The 22,171-nt window shown below is 60.4% G+C and carries 21 protein-coding genes; 8 read left to right on the plus strand and 13 right to left on the minus strand.

Annotation, left to right across the window (positions count from 1 at the left end):
• Positions 1–12 precede the first annotated feature (12 nt).
• Together ribF and murJ are read right to left on the minus strand one after the other, a co-directional pair.
• A complete protein-coding gene (gene ribF, locus KGA89_RS06185) occupies positions 13–951 on the minus strand; it encodes a bifunctional riboflavin kinase/FAD synthetase (protein WP_057451576.1) in 939 nt (312 codons plus the stop codon).
• A 130-nt stretch (positions 952–1,081) separates the two neighbouring features.
• Positions 1,082–2,620 carry a murein biosynthesis integral membrane protein MurJ gene (gene murJ, locus KGA89_RS06190; RefSeq protein ID WP_223470920.1) on the minus strand — a complete coding sequence of 513 codons (1,539 nt, stop codon included), beginning with the start codon at positions 2,618–2,620 and terminating at the stop codon, positions 1,082–1,084.
• A 254-nt stretch (positions 2,621–2,874) separates the two neighbouring features.
• Here murJ and rpsT point away from each other — a divergent pair, with 254 nt between their 5' ends.
• A complete protein-coding gene (gene rpsT / locus KGA89_RS06195; RefSeq protein ID WP_003185593.1) occupies positions 2,875–3,153 on the plus strand; it encodes a 30S ribosomal protein S20 in 279 nt (92 codons plus the stop codon).
• A gap of 271 nt (positions 3,154–3,424) precedes the next feature.
• Here the strand turns inward: rpsT and KGA89_RS06200 are convergent, their stop codons facing one another.
• The 6 genes from KGA89_RS06200 to rplU form a co-directional block, all read right to left on the minus strand.
• Positions 3,425–5,461 carry a toxin-antitoxin system YwqK family antitoxin gene (locus KGA89_RS06200; RefSeq protein WP_223470921.1) on the minus strand — a complete coding sequence of 679 codons (2,037 nt, stop codon included), beginning with the start codon at positions 5,459–5,461 and terminating at the stop codon, positions 3,425–3,427.
• Between the two features lie 81 nt (positions 5,462–5,542).
• Positions 5,543–5,998, minus strand: coding sequence for a CreA family protein (locus KGA89_RS06205; RefSeq protein ID WP_003205733.1), 456 nt, complete (start codon positions 5,996–5,998; stop codon positions 5,543–5,545).
• A 9-nt stretch (positions 5,999–6,007) separates the two neighbouring features.
• Complete coding sequence (gene proB / locus KGA89_RS06210) at positions 6,008–7,126, minus strand: glutamate 5-kinase (RefSeq protein WP_003205734.1); 1,119 nt, start codon at positions 7,124–7,126, stop codon at positions 6,008–6,010.
• Positions 7,127–7,463: 337 nt separating this feature from the next.
• Positions 7,464–8,687 carry an Obg family GTPase CgtA gene (cgtA, locus tag KGA89_RS06215; RefSeq protein ID WP_003205736.1) on the minus strand — a complete coding sequence of 408 codons (1,224 nt, stop codon included), beginning with the start codon at positions 8,685–8,687 and terminating at the stop codon, positions 7,464–7,466.
• Between the two features lie 190 nt (positions 8,688–8,877).
• A complete protein-coding gene (gene rpmA / locus KGA89_RS06220) occupies positions 8,878–9,135 on the minus strand; it encodes a 50S ribosomal protein L27 (RefSeq protein ID WP_003205738.1) in 258 nt (85 codons plus the stop codon).
• Between the two features lie 35 nt (positions 9,136–9,170).
• Positions 9,171–9,485, minus strand: a complete 315-nt coding sequence (gene rplU, locus KGA89_RS06225) for a 50S ribosomal protein L21 (RefSeq protein ID WP_003176051.1) — start codon at positions 9,483–9,485, stop codon at positions 9,171–9,173.
• A 239-nt stretch (positions 9,486–9,724) separates the two neighbouring features.
• Between rplU and KGA89_RS06230 the strand changes: the two genes are divergently transcribed.
• The 3 genes from KGA89_RS06230 to KGA89_RS06240 all read left to right on the plus strand — a co-directional run bounded on the left by KGA89_RS06230 (position 9,725) and on the right by KGA89_RS06240 (position 11,703).
• The gene (locus KGA89_RS06230; protein ID WP_003205740.1) at positions 9,725–10,693 is read left to right on the plus strand and encodes a polyprenyl synthetase family protein; all 969 of its coding nucleotides are present in this window, start codon (positions 9,725–9,727) and stop codon (positions 10,691–10,693) included.
• Between the two features lie 204 nt (positions 10,694–10,897).
• Complete coding sequence (locus KGA89_RS06235; protein ID WP_003205741.1) at positions 10,898–11,239, plus strand: zinc ribbon domain-containing protein YjdM; 342 nt, start codon at positions 10,898–10,900, stop codon at positions 11,237–11,239.
• A 206-nt stretch (positions 11,240–11,445) separates the two neighbouring features.
• Positions 11,446–11,703 (plus strand): hypothetical protein, encoded by a 258-nt coding sequence (locus tag KGA89_RS06240; RefSeq protein ID WP_003205743.1) that lies wholly within the window; start codon positions 11,446–11,448, stop codon positions 11,701–11,703.
• Positions 11,704–11,837: 134 nt separating this feature from the next.
• Here the strand turns inward: KGA89_RS06240 and KGA89_RS06245 are convergent, their stop codons facing one another.
• From KGA89_RS06245 to KGA89_RS06260, 4 genes are all read right to left on the minus strand, one after another.
• Entirely contained in the window at positions 11,838–12,455 is a 618-nt protein-coding gene (locus tag KGA89_RS06245) for an FKBP-type peptidyl-prolyl cis-trans isomerase (protein WP_003205746.1), read from the minus strand.
• Positions 12,456–12,659: 204 nt separating this feature from the next.
• Positions 12,660–13,148, minus strand: a complete 489-nt coding sequence (locus KGA89_RS06250; protein WP_003205748.1) for a TIGR00645 family protein — start codon at positions 13,146–13,148, stop codon at positions 12,660–12,662.
• 133 nt (positions 13,149–13,281) lie between these two features.
• On the minus strand, positions 13,282–13,623 hold the full coding sequence (locus KGA89_RS06255; RefSeq protein ID WP_013694243.1) for a hypothetical protein: 342 nt from the start codon (positions 13,621–13,623) through the stop codon (positions 13,282–13,284).
• A 368-nt stretch (positions 13,624–13,991) separates the two neighbouring features.
• Positions 13,992–16,430 (minus strand): Lon protease family protein, encoded by a 2,439-nt coding sequence (locus KGA89_RS06260; protein ID WP_223470922.1) that lies wholly within the window; start codon positions 16,428–16,430, stop codon positions 13,992–13,994.
• A gap of 274 nt (positions 16,431–16,704) precedes the next feature.
• Between KGA89_RS06260 and KGA89_RS06265 the strand changes: the two genes are divergently transcribed.
• The 4 genes from KGA89_RS06265 (at position 16,705) to KGA89_RS06280 (ending at position 20,162) form a co-directional block, all read left to right on the plus strand.
• Positions 16,705–17,193, plus strand: a complete 489-nt coding sequence (locus KGA89_RS06265; protein WP_003185616.1) for a DUF3015 domain-containing protein — start codon at positions 16,705–16,707, stop codon at positions 17,191–17,193.
• 88 nt (positions 17,194–17,281) lie between these two features.
• Positions 17,282–19,135 (plus strand): DUF4105 domain-containing protein, encoded by a 1,854-nt coding sequence (locus KGA89_RS06270; RefSeq protein ID WP_223470923.1) that lies wholly within the window; start codon positions 17,282–17,284, stop codon positions 19,133–19,135.
• 104 nt (positions 19,136–19,239) lie between these two features.
• Positions 19,240–19,596, plus strand: a complete 357-nt coding sequence (locus KGA89_RS06275) for a hypothetical protein (protein ID WP_223470924.1) — start codon at positions 19,240–19,242, stop codon at positions 19,594–19,596.
• A gap of 74 nt (positions 19,597–19,670) precedes the next feature.
• The gene (locus KGA89_RS06280) at positions 19,671–20,162 is read left to right on the plus strand and encodes a GreA/GreB family elongation factor (protein WP_223470926.1); all 492 of its coding nucleotides are present in this window, start codon (positions 19,671–19,673) and stop codon (positions 20,160–20,162) included.
• A 155-nt stretch (positions 20,163–20,317) separates the two neighbouring features.
• Here KGA89_RS06280 and ettA read toward each other — a convergent pair whose 3' ends face one another.
• The gene (gene ettA / locus KGA89_RS06285; protein ID WP_013694244.1) at positions 20,318–21,982 is read right to left on the minus strand and encodes an energy-dependent translational throttle protein EttA; all 1,665 of its coding nucleotides are present in this window, start codon (positions 21,980–21,982) and stop codon (positions 20,318–20,320) included.
• Positions 21,983–22,171: the final 189 nt, after the last annotated feature.

The following is a 22,171-nucleotide window of genomic DNA, read 5'->3' on the forward strand; positions in this document are numbered from 1 at the left end:
TAAGGCTCTTCATTAGCGATTGGCGCTGGTTGCGACAAGGGCACGGGCGGCGGCGATATCTGCATGGATCGCCGTCTTGAGCGCCTCCAGAGAGGCAAAACGCTGCTCTTCACGCAGCTTATGGTGGAAAACCACCGTCAAACGCCGGTCATACAGATCGCCGGCAAAATCCAGAACATGTACTTCGAGGTGGGCCTTGCCATCCCCTTGGACCGTGGGCCGCACGCCGATATTGGCGACACCGGGCCAGGTCTTTCCGTCGATCTCGACACTCACCAGGAACACCCCGGTCAGCGGCACACGACGACGCTTGAGTTGCACGTTGGCCGTTGGCGTGCCCAATTGACGCGCCAGTTTCTGCCCGTGCAGGATCCGCCCGGCAATCCGGTACGACCGGCCGAGCAAGCGCTCGGCCAATTCGAAGTCGGCAGCCGCCAGGGCATTGCGGACCTGGGTACTGCTGACGCGCAAGCCGTCCATCTCGACAGTCTGCGCCGCTTCGACGGTAAAACCATGGGCGATACCGGCTTGTTGCAAATAGTCGAAATCCCCGGAGCGGTCGCAGCCGAAACGGAAATCATCGCCCACTTCCAGATGCTTCACATCCAGACCATCCACCAGGATGGTCTTGACGAACTCAGCAGCGCTGAGCTTGCTCAGGCGCTGGTTGAAGGCCAGGCACAGGACCCGGTCGACGCCTTCGGCGGCCAGCAATTGCAGCTTGTCGCGCAACCGGGCCAGACGGGCCGGGGCGGTATCCGGGGCGAAAAACTCCCGCGGCTGCGGCTCGAAGATCACCACGCAGCTGGGCACGCCCAGCTCCAGCGCACGCTCGCGCAGTCGCGCCAGGATAGCCTGGTGGCCACGGTGAACACCGTCAAAGTTGCCAATAGTGGCGACACAGCCCCGATGCTGGGGGCGCAGGTTGTGGAGGCCTCGAACCAGCTGCATAACGCGCTTCTTGCTCATAAAGTGGCCGATTATAACCACACCCGGCGGCCGACGACAGGCAACACCGCACCCCAAAGTGATCGAACCGACAAAACCACTGCCCGGCCCGGGATTATCGGGGGCTTACCCCTCAGCTCAAGGCCTTGCGATTGAAGTCACGCAGACGGAACCCCATCAGCAGCAACATGCCGAAATACGCCACCACGCCGGCAACTACCAGCGCCCCCAGGCGCAGGAAACGTTCAAGCATCTGCCCTTCGCTCCAAGCCGGCATGAAATGCATCGCCCCCAGCAAAACCGCCGACATCACCGCCACGGCGACCACCAGCTTGAGGCCGAACTTGCCCCAGCCCGGCTGCGGTTGATACATCTTCTGCTTGCGCAACTGGTAAAACAGCAGCCCGGCGTTGAGGCACGCGCCGGCACTGATCGCCAAGGCCAGGCCGGCGTGGGCCAGCGGGCCGATGAGCAACAGGTTGAACAATTGCGTCATCACCAGGGTGAAAATGGCGATTTTCACTGGCGTGCGAATGTTCTGCTGGGCATAGAACCCCGGCGCCAGCACCTTGATCACGATGATCCCGAGCAGGCCCACCGAGTAAGCAATCAGCGCACGCTGGGTCATCAAGGCGTCGAAGGCATTGAACTGGCCGTATTGGAACAGCGAAACCGTCAGCGGCTCAGCCAGGATTCCCAGGGCCAGGGAACAAGGCAAGACCAGCACGAAACACAGGCGCAGGCCCCAGTCGAGGATGCGCGAGTACTCCTGGCGGTCCTGACTGGCGTAGGTCTTGGCCAGGGTTGGCAGCAGGATCGTGCCCAGGGCCACACCCAGCACGCCGGACGGCAATTCCATCAAGCGGTCGGCGTAATACATCCACGACACCGAGCCGGCCACCAGGAACGAGGCAAAGATGGTGTTGATGATCAGGGAAATCTGGCTCACCGACACCCCGAGGATCGCCGGCAGCATCTGCTTCATTACCCGCCACACGCCGCTGTCGCGCAGGTTCAGCCGTGGCAGCACCAGCATGCCGATCTTTTTCAGGTGCGGCAGTTGATAGAGTAATTGCGCCAGGCCACCCACCAACACCGCCCAGCCGAGTGCCATCACCGGCGGATTGAAATACGGCGTCAGGAATACCGCGAACACGATCATGCTGACGTTGAGCAGGGTCGGCACAAAGGCCGGTACGGAAAAGCGGTTCCAGGTATTGAGGATCGCCCCGGCCAGGGACGACAGGGAAATCAGCAATATATAAGGAAAGGTCACCCGCAACAGGTCCGAGGTGAGCTGGAATTTTTCTGGCGTATCGGTGAAACCCGGGGCCGTGGCCCAGATCACCCATGGCGCGGCGAGCATGCCGGCCGCCGTGACCAGCGCCAGCACCAACGTCAGCAGGCCGGTGACGTAGGCAATGAACGTGCGGGTCGCTTCGTCGCCCTTCTGGCTTTTATATTCCGCCAGGATCGGCACGAAGGCCTGGGAGAACGCCCCTTCGGCGAAGATCCGCCGCAACAGGTTGGGCAACTTGAAGGCGATGAAGAAGGCGTCGGTGGCCATCCCGGCGCCGAATATCCGTGCGATCAACGTATCGCGAACGAACCCCAGGACGCGGGAAAGCATCGTGATAGAGCTGACGGCGGCCAACGATTTGAGCAGATTCATGAAAAGAGTTTTTGCCTGTCGATAAACAGCAGGCGAACAACGCGCCCACTTGTGCGATACTCCGCGCCGCTAAACAGTGCAGAGCCAAAGCCCGCGAGTTTACAGGTCGCACGCCGGAAAGAAATCCTTCGGTGCGCAGCACCTGCCATTCAGCGGAACGCGTCACCCGCCCTTGACAAGACTTCAACTCATCGGCATGATTCGCGGCCTATTTTGTTTGCTATTTCCCAAAAAGTCTTTCGAGGAGCTCGACGGTGGCCAACACACCTTCCGCCAAAAAACGTGCAAAACAGGCTGAGAAGCGTCGCAGCCACAACGCCAGCCTGCGTTCCATGGTCCGTACCTACATCAAGAACGTAGTTAAGGCCATCGACGCAAAAGACGCTGAAAAAGCTCAAGCTGCTTACGTTCTGGCTGTGCCAGTTATCGACCGCATGGCCGATAAAGGCATCATCCACAAGAACAAGGCTGCTCGCCATAAGAGCCGCTTGAATGGCCACGTAAAGGCCCTGAACGTTGCCGCTGCTGCCTAAGCGACGCGCTCGTTAAAAAACCGACCTCAGGGTCGGTTTTTTATTGCCTGCGATTTAACCCTAACCAGCCCCCCCTCTCACACTGGATCTTCAGCAGGCATAAATTTAGCGCCCAACACAAATCCCCTGTGGGAGCGAGCTTGCTCGCGATGGCGGTGGGCCAGATGACGGCGATGGTGACTGTGCCGCCATCATCGCGAGCAAGCTCGCTCCCACACTTGGATCTGCGGCGATTTCCAGTTTAATGAACCCGCAATCCCCAGCAGAAGCCTTACTCCCCAAAATTGAAAACCACCGGCTTGGGCAGAGGACAACCTCCCGGCGGTGGGAAATTCTGCACGCCCGCCTCGTCGTAGCCGGTGTAACAACCCACTATCTTGTCATCCTTGAAGTTCATGCGGCGCTCAACCACACCTGTCGGGTAGTAGTAGACCGTCTCCCCTTCGCGCCTGGCGTACGAGTAGTCCCTGTATTCGCGCCCCTCGACCATTATCAGGCGAAAGCCCTGCTTGGCCTCGGAGAACTTCAACTGGCCGCTGGGGTAGTACTCGTTGTGAGTCACGCGATCATCAGGCCCCAACAACACCTCCCGGACCTTGCGCCCGTCCTGGGTATGGCGGGCGCTTTGCTCATTACCGAACAGGTAATCACTCTCCGAGTCGAAATGCCCGTTGTTGAAAGCCCCGCGCTGCTTGCCGCAAAGCTTGATACGGGTGTATTTCCCATCAGGCACGTGGCAATAGTTCCTGTCCGCGATCAACACCCCAGTCGCATCAAATGATTGCACGTTACCGATGGGCTCATCCCCCTCGTACATTGCCACCGTATCGGGTTGACCATTGGGGTGATAGAGACGAAAGGCACCCTCTCGCGAACCATGGCGCCACGAGATATCCGAAAGCAGCACGGCACCGTCATCGGTGTAGGTCAGCGCCCGCCCCTCGATCTGGCCGTTGGCATAGTTGGCCGAATAGGTGAGCTTGCCATTGGCCGCGTAGGCTTCTTTCAAGCCATCCAGCACACCCGCGCGGTAATGCTCGACGAGCAGCAACACACCCGCGGCATCCACTTCGCGCAATTCGCCTTGCTTCTTGTCGGCGACAAAATCCACAGTCTGGACACCACCGCCGTCCATTCTCAAGGTCCAACGACCTTCCCGGACGCCCTGCACATAACGCCCCTCACCCCAAGGCATTATCCAGTCCCCGTGCTGCTGCCCCGCCACAAAATCGCCGCGCTGGACAACCTCCCCATGACGCACGCGCTCGGAGGGCCCGTCGAAATCACCATGCTTGTAAGTATCGAAGCCAGACATCTGCTCTTCATCGTCACGCGCCTCGATCGTCCAGCGCCCCTCATAGAAATCGTCGACGATCATACCCTTGGAAACCGTGCCCCCATCACTGACGACCCACGGCCCCTGGCGCAGTCCATCCACATAGGTGCCGGTGGACGCGTAGCCCGACTCGTCGAATTCCGCCCACTTGCCCGACCTCTTGCCCTGAACATAGACACCCAGCGCCCAGAGTCGCCCATTGCCCAAGGCCGCCCAGGCCCCATCCTCGGAACCCTGGTACACCTTCGGATCGGTTTCCCAAGCCATCCTGCTGACACGATAGGCAGAACCCACATCCTCGTCCTGAGGCGGCACGCGCTCGTAAGTCAGCGTGAGCCAGCGCCCTTCGCGCTGCTGGAAAGTCTTTTTGTAGGTGTCGCGATGAGGATCCTCCGGCGGTTGCCCCACTGACACCGGGACACCGTCGACGCCAAAGTAGCCCACCAGCGTGCCACTCGCGGGCTGCAGCATGTCGAACTCGGCGACACCGGTCTTGGGCAACACGGCGCTGTAATCGTAGGGCGGTAACTTGCCCAGCTCTTTCTGGACCAGCGCGGCAGTGAGGACCTTGCGATCAGCGGCTATACGATCCAATACCGGCTGCAACGTCTCGAGCCGGCGATACCCGCCAGTGGACGGCACGAACCGATAGCCATGAAGAGCGTACTGCCCCTTTGCCCGTGACAGCACGACCAGTGTCTGGAGAGCACTGTCGAGGCTGGCGTAGAACACCGACTCGACACTCGCATCGCCATACCTGTCGAGCACTTGCGGGACGCCATCCGGCGAATCACACAGGCATGAGTAGCCTACGACACCCTCGGCTTCGCGGATAAATGCCAGCGTCGCCCCACTCTCCTGGGAAGTTTTTATCAGCGGATGGGCCAAGGGTTTTTCGCTATAAAACGGCTCAGCCAAAGCCCCGACCGACACCGAACAACCCAATACAAACAGCAGCAAAAACGCACGCATACGAATCCCTTCGCGCCAAAAGCACAACAAATCCATGTAGATAAAAAAAGCGAGCCGATCGGCTCGCCCGCCATTCGCGACTTAACGCCAAGGCAAGATCGGAATAGCCGTCACCGCGTTCTGCGGGCTGCCCTCGATCACGCGATCGCTGTAGACCAGGTACACCAGCGTATTGCGCTTCTTGTCGAGGAATCGCACCACTTGCATGGTCTTGAACACCAGCGAAGTGCGCTCACGGAACACCTCTTCGCCGTCCTTGAGCTCACCCTTGAAGCTGATAGGCCCGACCTGGCGGCAGGCGATGGACGCCTCGGCGCGATCCTCGGCCAGGCCCAGGCCGCCTTTCACGCCGCCAGTCTTGGCCCGCGACAGATAACAGGTCACGCCATCCACCTTGGGATCGTCGAACGCCTCGACCACGATCCGATCGTTCGGCCCGACAAACTTGAACACCGTCGACACTTGGCCAATTTCTTCAGCCGAAGCCAGCAGCGGCACCGCCAACAGCAAGCCGATCAATCCTTTTGCCAAACCCATGATTTTTCCTTAGACGAGGATCAGGTTGTCACGGTGAACCAGTTCGGGCTCCGCCATGTAACCCAACAGACCGACAATCGCATCAGACGACTGACCGATGATTTTCTGCGCTTCCAGCGCGCTGTAGTTGGCCAGGCCACGGGCGATCTCACGACCGTCCGGCGCCACGCACACCACCATTTCGCCCCGACGGAAACTGCCCTGGACCAGCTTCACACCCACTGGCAGCAGGCTTTTGTTGCCTTGGGACAGGGCCGCCACCGCGCCAGCATCCAGCACCAACGTGCCACGGGTCTGCAGATGCCCAGCCAGCCACTGCTTGCGCGCTGCCAGCATGCCGCGCTCCGGGGAGAGCAAGGTACCGATCCGCTCGCCGGCTTTCAGGCGGTCCAGCACCCGCTCCAAGCGCCCACCCACGATGATGGTATGAGCCCCGGAACGCGCCGCCAGACGCGCAGCGCGCAGTTTGGTCTGCATGCCGCCACGGCCCAGCGCACCACCCGTGCCGCCCGCCACCGCGTCCAGCGCAGGATCGTCGGCACGAGCTTCGTAAATCAGCTTGGCATCGGGATTGTTGCGCGGATCGGCATCGAACATGCCGTCGCGATCCGTGAGGATCACCAGTAGATCCGCCTCCACCAGGTTCGCCACCAGCGCCGCCAGGGTGTCGTTATCGCCGAAACGAATCTCGTCGGTGACCACCGTGTCGTTCTCGTTGATCACCGGGATGACTTTGAGCTCCACCAGCGCGCGCAAGGTACTGCGGGCATTGAGGTAGCGCTTGCGGTCGGACAGGTCGTCGTGGGTCAGCAGGATCTGCGCCGTATGGCGACCGTGCTCGGCGAAGCTTGATTCCCAAGCCTGCACCAGGCCCATCTGGCCGATGGCGGCGGCGGCCTGCAGCTCATGCATCGCGCTGGGTCGCGACGTCCAGCCCAAACGGCTCATACCGGCTGCCACGGCCCCCGAAGAGACCAATACCAGCTCGACGCCAGCCTCATGCAAGGCCACCATCTGCTCGACCCACACCGCCATTGCCTGGCGGTCCAGGCCCTTGCCATCCGCCGTCAGCAGTGCGCTGCCGATCTTCACGACCCAGCGCTGCGCACCCGTCACCTTGCTCCGCATTATCTTCAACCTTTGCCAGCGAACGACGCGACCCAGCGCCGCCCATGGGATTATTCGTATTTGCGTTTTACAGATACCAAAACGCCGCTCGAATGAGCGGCGCCTTGGAAACCGGCTGGTTGCGATGATAACACCGCACTGGACCAGTTAAACCTGCCCCATGCCAGCCACCCGAGAATCCCTGTGGGGGCGAGCTTGTGGGAGCAAAGCCTGCTCGCGATGACATCGTCACATCCAACACCTTTGCTGGCTGTAAAATCGCTATCGCGAGCAAGCTTTGCTCCCACAGATTCGCTCACATAGGCCTTAGCCTCAACTGAGCGGCATCAGCACAAGATCAGTCGCGAACGTAGATGATTTCCGGACCATCCTCGTCATCCACATCTTCTTCGTCCCAATCGTCGTCACCGATGTCATGGACCGACTTGACGCCACTGCGACGCAGGGCACGCTGGTCGTCCAGCGCCTGCAACTGGGCACGGGCCTCGTCTTCGATGCGCTGATCGAGCTCGGCCAGCTCTTCCTTGTAGGCCGGATCGTTGGCCAGGCGGTCGGCGCGATCTTCCAGGTAACGCATGATGTCGTGACACAGGCGCTCGGTGCCTTCTTTGGCGATGGCCGAGATCACGTAGACCGGACCTTCCCACTCCAGGCGATCGACAATTTCCTTGACCCGCTCCTCATGCTCTTCTTCAAGGATCTGGTCGCACTTGTTCAGCACCAGCCAACGGTCGCGCTCGGCCAGGGCCGGGCTGAACTTGGTCAGTTCGTTGACGATGACTTCGGCGGCATCGGCGGCACTGGTTTCATCCAGCGGCGCCATGTCCACGAGGTGCAGCAACAGACGGGTACGGGACAAGTGCTTGAGGAAACGAATCCCCAGGCCTGCACCCTCGGAAGCCCCTTCGATCAAGCCTGGAATGTCGGCGATTACGAAACTCTTCCAGCGGTCGACGCTGACCACGCCCAGGTTCGGTACCAGGGTGGTGAACGGGTAATCGGCCACTTTCGGCTTGGCCGCCGACACCGAGCGAATGAAGGTACTTTTACCGGCGTTCGGCAAGCCCAGCAGGCCCACGTCGGCCAACACTTTCATTTCCAGCTTCAGGTCACGCTGCTCGCCTGGCTTGCCTGGCGTGGTCTGGCGTGGCGCACGGTTGGTACTGGATTTGAAACGGGTGTTGCCCAGGCCGTGCCAGCCGCCATGGGCGACCAGCAGACGCTGGCCAGCCTTGGTCAGGTCGCCAATCACTTCCTGGGTGGCCGAATCGATCACCGTGGTGCCGACCGGCACACGCAGGATCAGGTCTTCGCCCTTCTTGCCGGTGCAGTCGGTGCTGCCGCCGTTGGAGCCACGCTCGGCATCGAAGTGCCGGGTGTAACGGTAGTCCACCAGGGTGTTGAGGTTTTCGTCGGCGAGCATGTAGATCGAGCCGCCGTCGCCCCCGTCACCGCCGTTCGGGCCACCGTTTTCAATGAACTTTTCCCGACGGAAACTCATGCAACCATTGCCGCCGTCGCCGGCCTTTACTCGAATCGATACTTCATCAACAAACTTCATGACACACGCCTCTCGCCATACGGACGAGCCAAAAAAACAAGACATAAGACTCTTGCAAAAATGAGCGCAGCGACCTGATGACACGCCCCAACCGCAGCGCCGACAGCCCATACAAACAGTTTTGCAAGAGACTCACCCCACAAACGAAAAAGCCCCGTCGCAAGACAGGGCTTTTCCAGCGGTCTCGCAATTAAGCTGCGATAACGCTTACGTAACGACGACCGAAGGCGCCTTTTACTTCGAACTTGATCACGCCTTCGACTTTAGCGAAGAGGGTGTGATCTTTACCCATGCCCACGCCGTAGCCAGCGTGGAATTGGGTGCCGCGCTGACGCACGATGATGTTGCCTGCTTTGATAGCCTGGCCGCCATACATCTTCACGCCAAGGCGTTTGGCTTCTGAGTCGCGACCGTTACGGGTACTACCACCAGCTTTTTTGTGTGCCATGAGTTCAATTCTCCTAGTGAGGAATTAGGCTGAAATTAAGCCTGAATACCGGTGATTTTGATCTCGGTGTACCACTGGCGGTGGCCCATACGCTTCATGTGGTGCTTACGGCGACGGAACTTGATGATGCGGACTTTATCGTGACGACCTTGGGAGATCACTTCAGCCACAACGGTAGCGCCAGCAACGACTGGAGCGCCGATATTCACGTCATCGCCATTGGCGACCAACAGAACGCGATCAAAAGTCACGGATTCGCCGGTAGCGATTTCCAGTTTTTCGATCTTCAGGTATTCACCTGGGGCGACCTTGTATTGCTTGCCACCAGTAACAATTACTGCGTACGACATGGTATTTCTCCGATAATCCTGCTCACCCAGCGCTTTATAAGAAGAGGTATTGGCTGGCATGGCTGCATGGGCTGGAAGGCCCTAATGCAATTGCGTAAGGCAGGTGCTGCCCAGGAAGTTCAGGGTGCGCGATTGTACGCAAGCCAAGAGAGCCTTGCAAGTAGCCGTCCATCGCGCCTTGACAGGCCTGGGTGGGGGTCCTAGCATGCCGCGCAACCCTTCTGGAGCACCTGTCGCTGATGCAACCCCAAGCTTTCTACCGCGCGGTGGCGGACGATTTTAGCGCCGTCGACGGCATCATCAAGAAGCAGCTGACTTCCCGAGTGCCGCTGGTATCGAAAATCGGCGACTACATCACATCGGCCGGCGGTAAACGCCTGCGTCCTTTATTGGTGCTGTTGTGCGGCAAGGCCCTGGGTCGCGAAGGCGACGACATGCGCCTGCTGGCCGCCACCATCGAATTCCTGCACACCGCGACCCTGCTGCACGACGACGTGGTCGACATGTCCGGCATGCGGCGTGGCCGTTCGACCGCCAACGCCATGTGGGGCAATGCCCCGAGCGTGCTGGTGGGCGACTTCCTGTATTCGCGCTCGTTCGAAATGATGGTCGAGCTGGGCTCGATGCCGGTGATGAAAATCCTGTCCCAGGCCACGCGCATCATCGCCGAGGGCGAAGTGCTGCAGTTGTCCAAGGTGCGCGATGCCAGCACCACCGAAGAAACCTACATGGAAGTCATCCGCGGCAAGACCGCGATGCTCTTCGAAGCCTCGACCCACAGCGCCGCCGCCCTGGCCGGTGCCAGCGCCGAACAGAGCGAAGCGCTGCGCACCTTCGGCGACCACCTGGGCGTGGCTTTCCAGCTGGTGGACGACCTGCTGGACTACAAGGGCGATGCCGAGACCCTGGGCAAGAACGTCGGTGACGACCTGGCCGAAGGCAAGCCGACCCTGCCGCTGATCTACACCATGCGCGAGGGCACGCCTGAACAGGCAGCACTGGTTCGCCAGGCGATCCAGAAAGGCGGGATCGAAGACCTGGAAAGCATCCGTGTCGCGGTCGAAGCGTCCGGCTCGCTGGACTACACCGCGAACCTGGCCCGTGACTACGTCGCCCGCGCGATCAAATGCCTCGACGCCCTGCCGGCCAGCGAATACCGCGATGCGCTGGTGGAACTGAGCGAGTTTGCGGTGGCCCGCACCCACTGACACACAGGGCTTTTGTGGGAGCAAGGCTTGCCCGCGATACCGGCGACTCGGTTTCTGAAGGATCGCATAGTCGCCATCGCGGGCAAGCCTTGCTCCCACAAATCCTCTCGCCACAGGATATCCAAACGCAGCACCGTCCCTCTTTCGCAACAAAACCCTATATAATGTGCGCCCTTTTGTCCTCCCGATACCCAAGGAACCTTAGTGAGCACGTTGCCTCCCTGCCCGAAATGCAATTCCGAATACACCTACGAAGACGGTACTCAACTGGTCTGCCCGGAGTGTGCCCACGAATGGTCCGCCAGCGGCGAAGCTGAAACAGTGTCCGACGATACCGTGAAGAAAGATTCGGTCGGCAACGTCCTGCAGGACGGCGACACCATCACCGTGATCAAGGACCTCAAGGTCAAGGGCACGTCGCTGGTGGTCAAGGTCGGCACCAAGGTCAAGAACATCCGCCTGTGCGATGGCGACCACGACATTGACTGCAAGATCGACGGCATCGGCCCGATGAAACTCAAATCCGAGTTCGTAAGAAAAGTCTGATCCTGCTGTATTCCATCCCATACCCCGCGTGTGGGATGGAGCTTCGCTCTCTGCGCTTCGGCCCCATTTCTCGGACGTTAGCCAAGTGCCAGCCGTCCTGAGCGGCCATAACCCATCGTCAGAAAAACAATCGCAACGCCAATAGAGCCTTGCTATTTAGCGAATAAGAATTATTCTCATCGAACCCCATCAAGGAGATGAGAACCATGACTTATTTGATCGATGCCTGGCTGGACCGCCCACATCCCTACCTCAGGATCCTGCATCGGGAAACCGGGGAAGTCTGTGCGGTGCTTGAAGAAGAAGCCTTGAACGAGCTGCAGGACCAAGGGGATCTGGACCTCAACAGCCTCAATTCCAGTGAACCGTTGGTGCTCAAGGAACTGGTGCGCAATCTGTTCCTGTTCTGCTACGCCCGGGCATTGCGCCCGACGGGTGATTTCAGCGGCAGGTTCCACGGATGAAGCACCTGACCCTGTGGGAGCGAGCTTGCTCGCGAAGCGGTGTGTCATTCAACATCGATATCGATTGACTGACCGCCATCGCGAGCAAGCTCGCTCCCACAGTTTTTTGTCCGGCAGTAAAACCGGGCAGGGTCTTACAGTACGTCCAACAGCTCGACGTCAAACACCAGCACGCTGTGCGGTGGAATGCTGCCAACGCCTTGAGCGCCGTAAGCCAGTTCGCTCGGCACGTACAGACGCCATTTGCTGCCGGCGTTCATCAGTTGCAGGGCTTCGGTCCAGCCTGGGATCACGCCGCCTACCGGGAATTCGGCTGGCTGGCCACGATCGTAGGAGCTGTCGAACACAGTGCCGTCGATCAGGGTGCCGTGGTAATGGGTACGCACCTGGTCTTCACGGGTCGGCTTGGCGCCTTCACCCTGGGTCAGCACTTCGAATTGCAGGCCGGAAGCCAGGGTGGTGATGCCTTCACGCTTGGCGTTTTCGGCCAGGAACGCACGGCCTTCGCCAGCGGCGGCTTCAGCCTTGGCAGCGGCTTCGGCTTGCATGATTTCACGGATGACCTTGAAGCTGGCGGACATCTCGTCCTGGCCCACGCGGCTTGGCTTGCCGGCGAACGCGTCGGTCAGGCCGGCCAGGATCGCATCCAGGCTCACACCCGGTGGCGGGTTGTCGCGCAGTTGGTCGCCCAACTGACGGCCAATGCCGTAGCTGACGCGGGTTTCGTCGGTGGACAGGTTAACTTCGGACATGATGCTGCTCCGCTGTGCGGACGGCTCGAGAGTTGCCGTGCGTGACACAGCGCCTCCCGGAGCGCCCGGAACCAAAAGGGCGAGCAGACTAGCACAGATGCCACCGCGGGTGACGCGCCCCCTGCGTCAAAGGAGGCCGCCAGAAACGACAACGCCCGCCTGCAATTCTACAGGCGGGCGTTGCGCCAGCGCGGTGAGCGGACCTCAGTGCTTGGTCAGTTTGTCCAGGTAGCCCATGGCAAATGCCGAGACCACGAAAGTCATGTGGATGATCACGTACCACATCAGGTGCTCGGGATCGACGTTCTTGGCGTCCATGAAAATGCGCAGCAGGTGGATGGAGGAAATGGCCACGATCGAGGCGGCGACTTTCATCTTCAGCGACGAAGAGTCCATGGTGCCCAGCCAGTTGAGCTTTTCCTTGTCGTCGCCGATATCCAGTTGCGAGACGAAGTTCTCGTAGCCGGAAATCATCACCATCACCAGCAGGCCGCCCACCAGCGCCATGTCGATCAACGACAGCAGCACCAGGATCAGGTCGGACTCGGCCATGGAAAACACGTTGGGAATGACGTGAAAGACTTCCTGGAAGAACTTCAGCGCCAAGGCCAACAGGCCCAGGGACAACCCGAAGTAGATCGGCGCCAGCAGCCAACGGGAGGCGTACATTGCGTTTTCGATAAAGCGTTCCATTGAATCTCACACCAGGGCTGAAAAAATCGCGGCGAGTATATCAGCCACGACCGGCCCCACAAATGCCGGGCCCCTCCCTGGTCCCTGCTCTTGTGTCAAAATTTTACTGCCGGTGCCCGTGCGGTGATGGCCTTCAATGCAGCGGACGAAACTCGAAGCCGCCGACATTGCGACAACGGCCTCCATTGATTTCACGCAGTTGAGCTTGCATGTGCAGGGACCAGATCTGCGGGTCGTCGGCCAGCTCATAGCCATGCAGTGTCAGGCTTTGCACAATGGTATCGAGGATGGATTCGGCGGCAGTCGGGCCGGGGAATGGCCCTTGGGCCTTGATGGCAGAAGGTTGTTCACCGGCCATTCCGGCGGCGAAGAGCAAGGTCCACATACCGGTATCTCCCGCCAGGGGGCGGATGGCGCATTCGATACGGGTGACAAGGCCCAGGCATTGACGAGTGAGGCAAAGGTTGCGCGACATGGCGGCGCCCCTCGGTAGATCCGGTATTCAGCCCCGGGAGGAGGCTGTTTCGATCCGATGATGACTCTCGTTATCCTTGAGCTGAGGATAGAAGAAAAGTTCCGGTCGCAAGGACTTTCGAGACCAGAATACGCCGAGCGGTCACAGTGTGAATATTGACGCCAAAGTGGTGGCACTTTTTAGCAATAATCCCCAAAACATTGATGGTGACAGCAAGCCTGTGGGAGCAAAGCTTGCTCGCGATGAGATTGTCACATGCAACATTTCTGTTGACTGGACAAACGCTATCGCGAGCAAGCTTTGCTCCCACAGGCTGTTCTCCCACAAGCTAGCTCCCACAGGGGGGGCTAGCTGCGGTCAGGAAAACATCAAGCCGGCTTGGCCTCCGTCAATGCCTGCTGTGCCAGTTCCTTTTCCGCTTCCTTGATGTCGTCCTCGCTGATCATCTCCGCGATCACCCGCAACCGCTCCACTACGCGGGCGTTGACGCTGCCCTCCGGGAACTCGCCGTTTTCATCCGGCTCGCCGGCAGGCTCGCCCACCAGCAGGCTCAGGGCTTCGTCGGCCTGGCGCACCGCGTAGACGTGGAACTGCCCGGCGCGCACGGCGGCCAGCACTTTCTCGTCGAGCATCAGGGTCGCGACGTTGGCCTGGGGAATGATCGCCCCTTGCTCACCGGTCAGCCCGCGGGCTTCGCAGAGGCGGAAGAAGCCTTCGATCTTCTCGTTGACCCCGCCCACCGCCTGCACTTCGCCGAACTGGTTGATCGAGCCGGTGATGGCGAAGCACTGCTTGAGCGGCGTCTTCGACAGGGCCGAGATCAGCGTACACGCCTCGCCCAGGGACGCGCTGTCGCCGTCCACGTAACCGTAGGACTGCTCCAGGGCGATGCTGGCCGAGATCGCCAGCGGGAATTCCTGGGCATAACGACTGCCCAGGTAACCGGTGAGGATCATCACGCCCTTGGAGTGGATTGGCTGGCCGAGGTTGACCTCCCGCTCGATGTCGACGATACCGCTGCCGCCCGGGTACACCGTGGCGGAAATCCGCGCTGGCACACCAAACGCAGAGTCGCCGACCTCGAGCACCGTCAGCCCGTTGCATTTGCCCACGGCCGCGCCAGCAGTGTCGATCAGGATGATCCCCGCGAGCATGTCGTCGAGAATTCGCGCCGAGACACGCCCGGTGCGGGTGGCCTTGGCCTTGAGGGCGCGTTCGATATGACCGGCGTCGGTCATCTCGTCACCGGCCAGTTGGCGAATGAAATCCGCCTCGCTGACCAGTTGGAACAGATCACCGATACGCGCCGACAAGCGCCCCTGGTGTTCGGCCAGACGCGCACTGTAGGTCGCCAGGCGCGCCACCGCGTCGGCGGTCAGCGGCGCCATGCCCTCTTCCGAAGTACGGGTCTTGAGCAACTGGGCGAACTGCTCCAGGCTCTCGTCGCCCATCGGGATGTCTTCGTCGAAATCCACCAGCACGCGAAACATTTCCTGGAAGTCCGGATCCAGGTCCTGCAAGGCGTAGTAGAGCTGGCGGGCGCCGATGATCACGACCTTGACCTGCAGCGGAATGTGCTGCGGCGTCAGGGTCACCGTGGCCAGCCGCCCCAGCTCACCCAACGGCGATTCCATTTTCAGCTTGCGCGATTGCAGGGCACGCTTGAGCGCATCCCACACGAACGGCTCACCGAGCATTTTTTCCGCCTCGAGAATCAGGAAACCGCCATTGGCCCGGTGCAAGGCACCCGGACGCAACTGCCGGTACGTGGTGTAGAGCGCGCCCTGGTCGGTGCTGTATTCGATGCGACCAAACAGGTTGTCGTAGGTCGGGTGCGGCTCGAACACCACCGGCGCGCCGCCACTGAACGGATGCCCGACCACCAGGCTCGGGGCGTACTGTTCCTCCAGCAGTTTGCGGGCGATGGCGTCGGTCTTGCTGTCGTCCACCAATTGCTCGACCACGGTCTTGAGCAGATAGACCTGCATGGCCTGCAGGTAGCCGCAGACCGCAGCGTTCTCTGCGTATTTCTCCGACAGCGGTGCCAGCAATGGTTGCAGAGCCAGGGTGATGGTTTCTTCGTTGAGGTGGCGCAACTGGTTGCTGGACTCGCGCTTCCATTGCGGCAGGCTGGCGAGCTCTTCGTTCAAGCGCTCTTCCAGGCCCGAGATGTCCTCGTGGAAACGCTCGCGCTCGGCTTCCGGCAACTGGGCGAATTCCGCTTCATCCAGAGCCTTGCCTTCGCTCATCGGCGTGAAGGCAATGTTGCTGCTGTCACGGTACAGCGCGACATCCTTCTCCAGCGCCAGGCGCTCGATCACGTCCAAGGCGCGGTCATAGCGCTGGTTGAAGGCGCGGTCGATCGCGCTTTTCTTCTGCTGGTAGGACGGGTGCTCGAACACCGCCGGAAAAGTCGCCAGCAGGTTGTCGATCAGGCCGTTGATGTCGGCGATGAAAGCACCGGCCGTGCCTGACGGCAGTTCCAGGGCACGGGGTTCGCGGGGCTCATCGAAATTGTTGACATAGACCCAGTCCGCCGGGGTCTGCAGGCGCTTGCCTTCGGCCTTGAGGTAGCGTTTGACGAACGAAAACCGGCCAGTGCCGGGCTCGCCCATGACGAATACGTTGTAACCGGGGCGCGGCATGGCAACGCCGAACTGCAAGGCTTCGACGGCACGTTCCTGGCCAAGCACTCCGCGGAAGGGCTCCAGATCATTGGTGGTAGAGAAGCTGAACTGTTCAGCGGAAAACGGACGGGTCAGCGCTTCGGGCGCTAGACGCAAGCTGGCAGCAACAGGATCAGGCATCGGGCTTCCTTACATCAGGCGGGGCAGATAGCGGCATTCTGGCGCTGCCTGTACCTGACTGGCAAGGAGCGCCTCAGACCAAAGCATAGTCAATGGGAAAACCCCAGGCGGGGCCCCGTAAACAGGCGATCCCCAGTAATGTTTTTGCAAAATGTCACGGAACCCTCGGATCGTGCCTAAACTCCAAATTGCGCGGCTGGAACAATAACCGGCCCACTGGCAGCTGTAGGGGCCAGACCCTGTCCATTGGTATGCACATAAAGAGAACATAGCTATGAAACGGATTCTTCTCGGTACTCTCTTCACCGCTGTATCCATCAACGCCATGGCTCAGGCGCCGGGCGGCCCGGATTGCGGCTGGGGCAACATGCTGTTCGAAGGTCAGCGTGGCACTCCGGCACACTTCCTGGCATCCACCACCAACGGCACTTCCGGTAACGCGACCTTCGGCATGACCTCCGGCACCAACGGGTGCTCGACCAATGCTGCACTGACCTACGGTGGCAAGTCCTGGCTGGCCATGAATGGCATGATGAACGAGCTGTCCGAAGACATGGCCAAGGGTCAGGGCGAAGCGCTGACCACCTATGCCGTGGTACTGGGCGTAGCGCCGGAAGACCGCGCACATTTCTCTGCCGTCACCCACGAGCACTTCCAGCAGATCTTCAGCAAGGCTGACGTAACCGCCGAAGACGTGCATACCAACACCCTGGCCGTGCTGAAAAGCGATCCTCGCCTGGCCAAGTACGCCACTCAAGCTTAAGCTCGACACCACTCGCTCCTCTCGGGGAGCGGGTTTTCTTTTTGGGGCCCCTTCGGTCTTTATTTTTCGCCTTTCCAAGTAGCCGACTATGCTCAAACGCCTTGCCTGGCTGGCGCTCTGTGTGTGCGCCCCGCTGTCCGCCGCGCCTCATGTCGCCCCTCAACGTTTGCAGCAACTGGCCAATGACCGCTTCTGGATTTCCCTGGGCCACTACGAAGCCGCCAAGCTCGGCGGTTGGCGCAGCTATATCAGCGACAAGAAATTCTTCCTCGCGCCCGATGGCAACGAACATCCCGAGCGTGAACTGAGCGCCACGCTAAAAGCCCTGTACAGCCCGGCCAGCGCCGGCCAGCAGCATGCCCAGTGCGTGTACCCGGCGCGCACGCGCTGGCTCAAGGCCCAGCTCAACCTGACGGATCTGCCGGCCGTCGACTGCGGCGACTTCAACCAATGGTTCAAGGACGTCTCGCCCCACAGCGCGGTGATGATCTTCCCCGCTGCGTACCTGAACAGTCCCTCCTCGATGTTCGGCCACACCCTGCTGCGCATCGACCAGGCCGATGTGCAAAGCGACAAGACCGCCCTGCTCAGCTATGCGATCAATTTCGGCGCCTACATCGAAGGCTCGGACAACAGCATCCTCTATGCCTGGAAGGGCCTGATGGGCGGCTATCCCGGCCTGTTCGCCCTGGTGCCGTACCAGGAAAAACTCTCCGAGTACCGTAGCCTGGAGAACCGCGACCTGTGGGAATACCGCCTGAACCTGAGCCAGGCGGAAACCGAGCGCATGGTTGAGCACGTCTGGGAACTCAAGCAGATTCAGTTCGACTATTTTTTCTTCGACGAAAACTGCTCCTATCGCCTGCTCGAATTGCTGCAAGTGGCTCGCCCCAGCCTGCGCCTGACTGAACAATTCCCGCTGACCGCGATTCCCACCGACACCGTCAAGGCAGTGAAAGAAGCTGGCCTGGTGGAAAGCATCCAGTATCGACCGTCCCGTGAACGGGAACTGCTCAGCCGCGCCGAACCGCTCAGCGATGATGAACAGCAATGGGTACTGAAAGTCAGCGCCGACCAGCAGCAACTGCAAGCCCCCGGCTTCAAGGCGTTGCCGCGCGAACGCCAGGCGCTGATCATCGATGCGGCCTATCGCCTGGAGCGCTATCGCGCCAACGGCCAGGAGCGTGATCCGCAGCGTTCCCAGCGCAGTTTCGAACTGTTGCGGGCGATCAACCAGAACCCTGCGCCGGAACTCGATATCCCACAACCGGGCCTGCCCGAGGACGGTCACCAATCGCGCACCTGGCAGGCCGGCCTCGGCACCCGGGGCGACCGGGCGTTCGGCGAGTATGGCTTGCGCATGGCCTATCACGATCTGAACGACAACGCCGAGAGCTTCCCCTTGGGCGCACAGATCGAAATCCTGCAATTGAAACTGCGCCAGTACGAAGGCAATGACTGGCAGGTGCAACAACTGGACCTGGCGACCATTCGCTCCCTGACTCCACGCAACGAGCTGCTGCAACCGCTGTCCTGGCAGGTCACCGGCGGCTTGGAGCGGGTGCCAGGCAAACACGACGACGAAACCCTGGTCAGCCACGTCAACGGCGGTGCCGGTGGCACTTGGGCGCTGGGCGAAGAGGTGCTGGGCTTTGCCCTGGGCACGGTACGGGTCGAGCATAACAACGACTTCGCCCAATTCATCGCCCCGGCTGCCGGTTTCAACAGCGGTGTGCTGTGGAAAAACCCGCTGGGCAACCTGAGCCTGGAAGCCAAGGGTGATTATTTCGTCAACGGCGAAGTGCGCCGCAGCCTGAGCTTGAATCAACAATGGGAATTGTCCCGCAACCTCGGCCTGCGCCTGAGTGCCCAGCGGGAATTCAGCCAATTGGCCTCGCCGGAGAACGAAGTGATGCTCGAGGTGAAGTGGTACCACTACTGACCATGGCCTAGGCAACGAACGGATTAATCACCACGCTTTCACGCCTTACTGACGAATCTACTCCTAGACTTATTGTATGAGCGGGATTCGGCAGGAAAGCAGAAATGAAGCGTGCGACAGTGGTCCTGAGTGTGTTGATGTTGCTCGGTGGCTGTGAAACCACCCACGAAGACCTGATCGCCCGGGGTTATCCACCAGCGTTCGCCGACGGCTACGACGACGGTTGCAGCAGCGGCCGGCAAGCCGCCGGGGTGATCACCGGCCAATTCAGAAAAGACGTGCCGCGTTACCTCAAGGATCCGCGTTATGCCGAAGGCTGGAGCGATGGCTTCCGCCAGTGCCAGGCCATGCGCGAGAGCGAAGAGCGCAATGCCTATCGCGAGCGCCATTGGGACGAACGTGAACGGGCCTGGCAGCAACAGAAAGACCAGGACGCCGCCCGGGCTTATCGCTCGCAATAAGTCGCGTACAGACATCCGTCGAAACCAAAACCCTGCAACCATGGCCCAAACTCCAATGCAGAGGAGCAAATGCCATGAGCCGCGCCTTCGTCAACGAAGATAACGCCGCTGCCCTGGCCGACCAGCCGGTCGAACGCCAGGTCAGCGCGCAACCCAACTACGTCACGCCCACAGGACTTGCCCAGCTACAGGCCCGTGTCGCCGAGTTGCAGGCACTGCACGCCCAGCAGGCGAGCCGTGGGGAGCTGGCGGACAAGCAGCGGATCGCCGACCTTGAGCGGGATCTGCGCTATTTCACGCAGCGCCTGCAAAGCGCCCAGGTCGTTGCGCCGACTTCATCCGATCAAGTGCGGATCGGCCACTGGGTGACCTTTGTCGATGAACAGGACCACGAGCAGCGAGTGCAATTGGTCGGGGAAGACCAGGCCGATGCGGCCAGTGGGCTGATCAACTGGGGCTCGCCGCTGGGACGGGCGTTGCTGGGGGCAAAGGTTGGAGATGAGGTGACATGGGAACGACCGTTGGGGAATCTCGTTATCGAGGTCGTTGCGATCGATCTCCAGTGATACTGCCAATCTGTTTAAACATGCCTGAAGCCTCTAACAAAGCCCGATATTACCCGGTGCTCGGATAGCCCCATCAATTAAGCCTCCCACAATGGATTTGCATCCATAAAAAAACGGAGCCTTCGAAGGCTCCGTTTTTTATGCAACCGACCGAATCAGGCCAATTTCTTGTGCCGTACGCGATGCGGCTGGGCAGCAGCTTCGCCGAGGCGTTTCTTGCGATCGGCTTCGTACTCGGTGTAGTTGCCTTCGAAGAACACCGCTTGCGAGTCGTCTTCGTACGCCAGGATGTGGGTCGCCACGCGATCGAGGAACCACCGATCGTGGGAGATCACAATGGCGGCGCCCGGGAAGTCCAGCAAGGCCTCTTCCAGGGACCGCAGGGTTTCGACGTCGAGGTCGTTGGACGGTTCGTCGAGCAGCAGGACGTTGCCGCCCTCCTTCAAGGTCAACGCCAGGTGCAAGCGACCGCGCTCACCACCGGACAAGTCCTTGACGAACTTCTGCTGGTCGCCACCCTTGAAGTTGAAACGGCCCACATAAGTACGCGACGGGATTTCATAGTTGCCGATGCGGATCTGGTCGGAACCGTCGGAGATCTGCTGGAACACAGTCTTGCTGCCGTCCAGGTCTTCGCGGCTCTGGTCGACGCAGGCCAGTTGCACGGTCTCACCGATTTCGATGCTGCCCGAATCCGGCGTTTCCTTGCCCATCAGCATGCGGAACAGTGTGGATTTACCCGCGCCGTTACCGCCGATCACACCCACGATGGCACCTTTGGGCATGGAGAACGACAGGTTGTCGATCAGCACGCGGTCGCCATAACCCTTGGAGACGTTCTTGAACTCGATGACCTTGTCACCCAGGCGCGGACCGGCCGGGATGTAGATCTCGTTGGTTTCGCTGCGCTTCTGGAATTCCTGGGATTGCATTTCCTCGAAGCGTTGCAGACGTGCCTTGGATTTGGACTGGCGGGCCTTGGCGCCTTTGCGCACCCACTCCAGTTCTTCCTTCATGGCTTTTTCATGAGCCGACTGCTGCTTGGATTCCTGGGCCAGACGATCGGACTTGGCTTCCAGCCAGCCCGAATAGTTGCCCTCGTACGGAATGCCTGCGCCGCGGTCGAGTTCCAGGATCCAGCCGGCGACGTTGTCCAGGAAGTAACGGTCGTGCGTGATCGCAACCACGGTGCCTGGGAAGTCGTGCAGGAAGTGTTCGAGCCAGGCGACGGAATCGGCGTCCAGGTGGTTGGTAGGTTCGTCGAGCAGCAGCATGTCCGGGGCCGACAGCAGCAGGCGGCACAGAGCCACACGGCGCTTCTCACCACCGGACAGGTGTTCGACCTTCGCGTCCCAGGCCGGCAGGCGCAACGCATCGGCGGCGACTTCCAGCTGGCGATCCAGGTTGTGGCCGTCGCTGGCCTGCAGGATCGCTTCGAGCTTGGCCTGTTCGGCGGCCAGCTTGTCGAAGTCGGCATCCGGATCGGCGTAGGCGGCATAGACCTCGTCGAGGCGCGCCTGGGCGTCCTTGATCACGCTGACCGCTTCCTCGACCACTTCACGGACGGTCTTGCTCGGGTCCAGTTGCGGTTCCTGGGGCAGGTAGCCGATGTTCAGGTCCGGCATCGGGCGGGCTTCGCCGTCGAATTCGTTATCGACGCCGGCCATGATTTTCAGCAGCGTGGACTTACCCGAACCGTTGAGACCCAGTACGCCGATCTTGGCGCCGGGGAAAAAGGACAGTGAAATATTTTTCAGGATTTCCCGCTTCGGCGGAACTACTTTGCTCAGCCGATGCATGGTGAAGACGTATTGAGCCATGGTGAACCTAGCGTCAGTGACAGGTGAAAAGAACGAGCCAGGCCATGCGCGGCGCCGGCTCTTGACGATCATCAATGCCTGCGGGCGGATAGAGCCTGGGAATCTGGAGCTGGAACGCTCTTATTTGACCGGCAAAGCTACCTCAACCGTCGGTCAAGGTCCAGCCGCCAAGGGCTGGCACTTTGCCAC

The organism is Pseudomonas sp. A-RE-22, assembly GCF_019956035.1.
GTDB classification, from domain to species: domain Bacteria; phylum Pseudomonadota; class Gammaproteobacteria; order Pseudomonadales; family Pseudomonadaceae; genus Aquipseudomonas; species Aquipseudomonas brassicacearum.